Consider the following 4,887-nt stretch of genomic DNA (forward strand, 5'->3'; position numbering starts at 1 on the left):
TAGATAATGAATAACTAAAAATCACAAACTGTCATTTTGTTGTTTTATTTTGTTTTGTTGTTTTCGTGATGAAGGTCAAATTGTTGCCGTTGGCTATTTCTGGCGAAGAAAGAAATGTGGGAAAAATGATTGGCATCGGACCCTCTCCGCACCGGATTATGCCAAGGGGAGCGGTGAGTGATGAAGAATTAGAGCAACCCGCTTAGGAAACTAAGCAAGTTTTTGGTGATTTGAATGCTATCAGGGCTGTTCAATCACTCGCGCCAATTCAGCCAAAGCACTTGTGCTGATTGCCAGCCCGACACTGGGATTAACCCAGCTTGATGATTTAACCACGGTGACACTCTTTCACGTCCAGAACCGACATATTCCGCAGCCCTCACCAAACTGGGAACATTGGCGTGATCAATATGGTCCGAAAACGCTGGATATTGAGGCCAGCCTGCGTTTTACCGATGAAACCCACGCGATTCAAACCGCCATCGCCGGGCAAGGTGTGGCCATTGTCAGCAGTTTGCTGGCGAAGGATTTTATCGATAAACAGATCCTCACCGTCCCATTTGATATGGCGCTACCGGGCGGGAAATACTTCTTTGTCACCACCCAGGAAAAAGCACCGCGGGAAGATGTGCGAGAGTTAAAATTGTGGGTAGAGGGAAGTATCGCGGGTCGTTAAATAGCACAGTGCCATAACGGTTTTAGGCAAGAGTGATCAGTCGGCCCGTTCCTGCTCATGTGAGCATGCAGGAAAAGGCCGCAGGTATCATGGTGGTTACGCGTTTATCGCTTTCTTTGAATCCAGAGCGCTATGGATGGCTGCTTCCAATTCGTTGACTTCGAATTTTGCCACATAAGCATCTGCCCCAACTTTGCGGACATGGTCTTCATTGGCACTACCCGATAATGACGAATGGATTATCACCGGAATATTTTTCAAGAACTCATCGCGTTTTATATTCAGCGTCAAGGTAAAACCATCCATCTCCGGCATTTCTAAATCGGTTAACACAAAGGCGATTTTATCCGAGATAGGTACCCCTTCGGCCCGCGCTTCATCGGCCATCTTCTTGATCTTATTCCACGCTTCCAGACCAGTGATATGCATCACGGCAGGGATATTCATCATCTTCAGACCCTGTTCAAGCATCGAACGCGCCACCTTAGAATCTTCAGCCACAATCGCGACTGAGCCTGGCTTAAGTTCAAATGCCTTGGTCTTCTCACTGTCGATTTGAACATTGCGATTAGCAGGAATAATGTCATATAGAATCTGTTCAACATCCAGCACCAGTGCCAATCGGTTGCTGGTAGGATCGTTATCCAAGCGCGCGATACTGGTAATATTGCGGCTCTTAACACCCGCGTCGGCAGCCAGTACCTGGCTCCATTCAAGGCGCACGATATCGTCAACGGATTCCACGGCAAAAGCCTGTGTGCTCCGGGCGTACTCAGTCACCAGCAGAATATTTAGTCCAGTTTTTGGCACGCAACCGACGATAGACGGGAGGTCAATCACCGGAATGATTTCTCCGCGAATATTCGCAATACCCATCATCGGAGATGCCATACCCGCGGCTTTGGTCAGCGTAGGCATGGGTACAATTTCACGCAGTTTGAACACGTTGATACCGAATAACTCGGATTTCTCTTCTTCTTGAGATACCCCCAGTCGGAACAACAAAAGTTCAAATCGGTTTGATGAGGTGAGATTTGTTCTCTCTTCAATCTCTTTTTGAAAATTATCCATACTTTCCCCAATGCAAATAATTGTTGATGTGCAATAACAAGGCGATATCAGCCATTCGGAAAATAAGGAATAACATTCTGCTCAGCGGCAACTAATGCTTCACCCTTTCATTCGGGAACAGGAAAATACAGCACGCACGGTGCTCTCTCGTCCCACGTCTGTCCATTGCCTTTTCTCATTCTCACCATGGTGGAACTTATAGTGTTATCGGCACCTGGGAGAAAATGCTTAATAATTCGACTTAAGAGAAAAACGCGACACCGAGCACTGCCTGACGTCGCCGCTGCACATACTTAACGACCATCTGTGTCCATTGGAAAATGCGATAAAAGTCGCCAGGCGCTGGCCCGCAAACGGGCGCAAATGAACTTTAGTGGTCAGACTGTGGGCCGATAGCGCCATAGCCAACGGCCAGAGGACATTCGCCGATAAAACAGCACACCACGCACTATCCAATCGAGGAACATGCCCATCCACACGCCAATGACGCCAAATCCTAGCGTCACCCCCAGAATGTAACCGACAATAATCCGGCAACCCCACATCCCGGCCAGTGCCACCCACATAGTGTAACTGGCATCCTTCGCCCCTTTTAGGCCGGATGGTAACACCCAAGAGGCGGCCCAAATCGGCATAAACAGTGCATTTATCCAGATCAGGTGTTTAACGACAGTAATGACGCCCGGCTCGTTGGTATACAACGAAGCCAAAAAACCGGCGCTGGGGATCGATAATAGCGCGATAAAACACACCCCAACCGTCGATAACCAGAAGATATGCTTGAGTTGGCGGATCGGTTGCAAGATCTGCCCTTTCCCTAACCGCGTGCCGATAATAATCGTCGAGGTATAGCCCAGCGCATTGCCCGGCAAGTTAATCAGCCCGACAATTGAAAATGCGATGAAATTACCGGCGATCACTTCGGTCCCCATCCCCGCCACAAAACGCTGAGTAATCAGCTTACCAATGCTAAACATCACTGATTCAACACTCGCGGGAATACCAATACTCAACACCTCAAACATAATCGCCGAGGTAAACGGCATAAAATACGCTTTGAACGGGATGCGCAGAGTGTGATTGGCACCAAAAATCAGCATTAGCACCACCACCAGCGCGCCGATATAGCGAGAAAGCGTGATACCGATACCGGCACCAATAAAGCCTAAACCCTGCCAGCTAAATAGGCCGTAAATCAATATGCTACTGATAGCAATATTGAGAATGTTCATCATAATATTGATGAACATGGGTAATCGGGTATTACCGGCTCCGCGCAGTGCACCACAACCCACCAAGGTGATGGCCATTGCGGGATAATTCCAGACGGTCAGGTGCAGATAGGTCAGCGCCATCGCCTTAACGGAGGGATCGGCTTGACTGGCCATCAGATTAATAATCGTCTCACCGGTAAAATGCACCAGTAGCACCAAAAATAATGAGATGAGCACCAGTAGAGAGATCGATTGACGCGCTGCCGTTTGTGCTTGTTTGCGTTTACGCTGACCAAGGCTAAATGACACCACAACCGATGTTCCCAGCGCAACAGAGGCAAAAAAGGCCACAATCAACATATTGAAGCTATCCGCCAGCCCCACCGCCGCCATGGCCTCTTTACCCAACCAACTCACCAGCAGTGTGCTAAACACCCCCATCAGCAGCACACAAAGCCCTTCAATAAACAGTGGGATAGCCAGTGGCGTTATCTCACGCCAAAACAGTACCCGATAGGATTTTCGCTTTTTATACCACGCGCTTGCGTGAAAGATTTTCAACTTAACAGTCCCTGGAATCACGTCCATTTGCATACATCAACGCTTTCCACCACTATGGTGAAACATCCCGATGCGCTGATTTACCATGGTGATTGCCCGCGTTAAATTTTAACGTTTTGTCCGCGGTAAAAAACCCTTGCAGATCTCATAATAGAACATGCGATAAATTTTAGTGAAACATCATTTCACCATGGTGGTGATGAAATACTTATGCAATGAAACATACATAAATATGCAAAATGTCTTTGACTAGAATAGGGGTTTTGCGATATCAATGTAGGCATTGAAACCTTTGCCAGACAGACCTAATTCATACAGGATTTAATTGATGACAACTATTCTCAAACACCTTCCTATTAATCAGCGTGTTGGTATTGCTTTTTCTGGTGGCCTGGACACCAGCGCAGCACTGTTATGGATGCAGAAAAAGGGTGCAATTCCTTATGCATATACCGCCAATTTGGGTCAGCCTGACGAAGAAGATTACGATGCAATTCCGCGTAAGGCAATGGAGTATGGCGCAGAGAAAGCCCGTCTGGTTGATTGCCGCAAACAACTGGTTGCTGAGGGTATCGCAGCCATTCAATGTGGTGCATTCCATAACACCACCGCCGGTGTGACCTATTTTAACACCACCCCGCTGGGCCGTGCTGTCACCGGTACCATGCTGGTTGCCGCCATGAAAGAAGATGGTGTCAATATCTGGGGTGATGGCAGTACCTATAAAGGTAACGATATCGAGCGTTTCTATCGTTATGGTCTGTTGACCAATGCTGAGTTGAAAATTTACAAACCGTGGCTGGATACTGATTTCATTGATGAATTGGGCGGCCGTCATGAAATGTCCGAGTTTATGATTCAGTCCGGTTTCGACTATAAAATGTCGACCGAGAAAGCCTATTCCACTGACTCTAATATGCTTGGAGCCACTCACGAAGCCAAAGACTTGGAATTCCTTAATTCCAGCGTCAAAATCGTTAACCCGATTATGGGCGTGAAGTTCTGGGATGAAAACGTGGTAGTGAAAGCGGAAGAAGTCTCTATCCGTTTTGAACGTGGGTATCCGGTTGCTCTAAATGGCGTAGTGTTTGACGACAGTGTTGAGCTGATGATGGAAGCCAACCGTATTGGTGGCCGTCATGGTTTGGGGATGAGCGACCAAATTGAGAACCGTATTATCGAAGCCAAGAGCCGTGGCATTTATGAAGCCCCAGGGATGGCGTTGTTGCATATCGCTTATGAGCGTCTGCTAACCGGTATTCATAACGAAGATACTATCGAGCAATATCATGCCAATGGCCGGGTGTTGGGTCGTCTGCTGTATCAAGGCCGTTGGTTTGATCCACAAGCATTGATGCTGCGCGA

At 47.8% G+C, this 4,887-nt stretch carries 4 protein-coding genes; 2 read left to right on the forward strand and 2 right to left on the reverse strand.

Annotated features, from left to right (window positions below; all coding sequences use genetic code 11):
• Nucleotides 1-283: 283 nt before the first annotated feature.
• Nucleotides 284-676 (forward strand): LysR substrate-binding domain-containing protein, encoded by a 393-nt coding sequence (locus tag V1952_RS20080; RefSeq protein ID WP_420075398.1) that lies wholly within the window; start codon nucleotides 284-286, stop codon nucleotides 674-676.
• A 96-nt stretch (nucleotides 677-772) separates the two neighbouring features.
• Here V1952_RS20080 and V1952_RS20085 read toward each other — a convergent pair whose 3' ends face one another.
• Nucleotides 773-1,747, reverse strand: a complete 975-nt coding sequence (locus tag V1952_RS20085) for a chemotaxis protein (RefSeq protein ID WP_083159249.1) — start codon at nucleotides 1,745-1,747, stop codon at nucleotides 773-775.
• A 377-nt stretch (nucleotides 1,748-2,124) separates the two neighbouring features.
• Nucleotides 2,125-3,522: an EmmdR/YeeO family multidrug/toxin efflux MATE transporter gene (locus tag V1952_RS20090; RefSeq protein WP_420075399.1), complete on the reverse strand. Its 1,398-nt coding sequence runs from the start codon at nucleotides 3,520-3,522 to the stop codon at nucleotides 2,125-2,127.
• 328 nt (nucleotides 3,523-3,850) lie between these two features.
• Between V1952_RS20090 and argG the strand changes: the two genes are divergently transcribed.
• Nucleotides 3,851-4,887, forward strand: a 1,037-nt coding sequence (gene argG / locus V1952_RS20095) for an argininosuccinate synthase (protein ID WP_420075400.1), incomplete at its 3' end; no start/stop codon positions are given.

Source organism: Yersinia sp. 2542 StPb PI (genome assembly GCF_048593855.1).
Taxonomy (GTDB): Bacteria; Pseudomonadota; Gammaproteobacteria; order Enterobacterales; family Enterobacteriaceae; genus Yersinia; species Yersinia enterocolitica_E.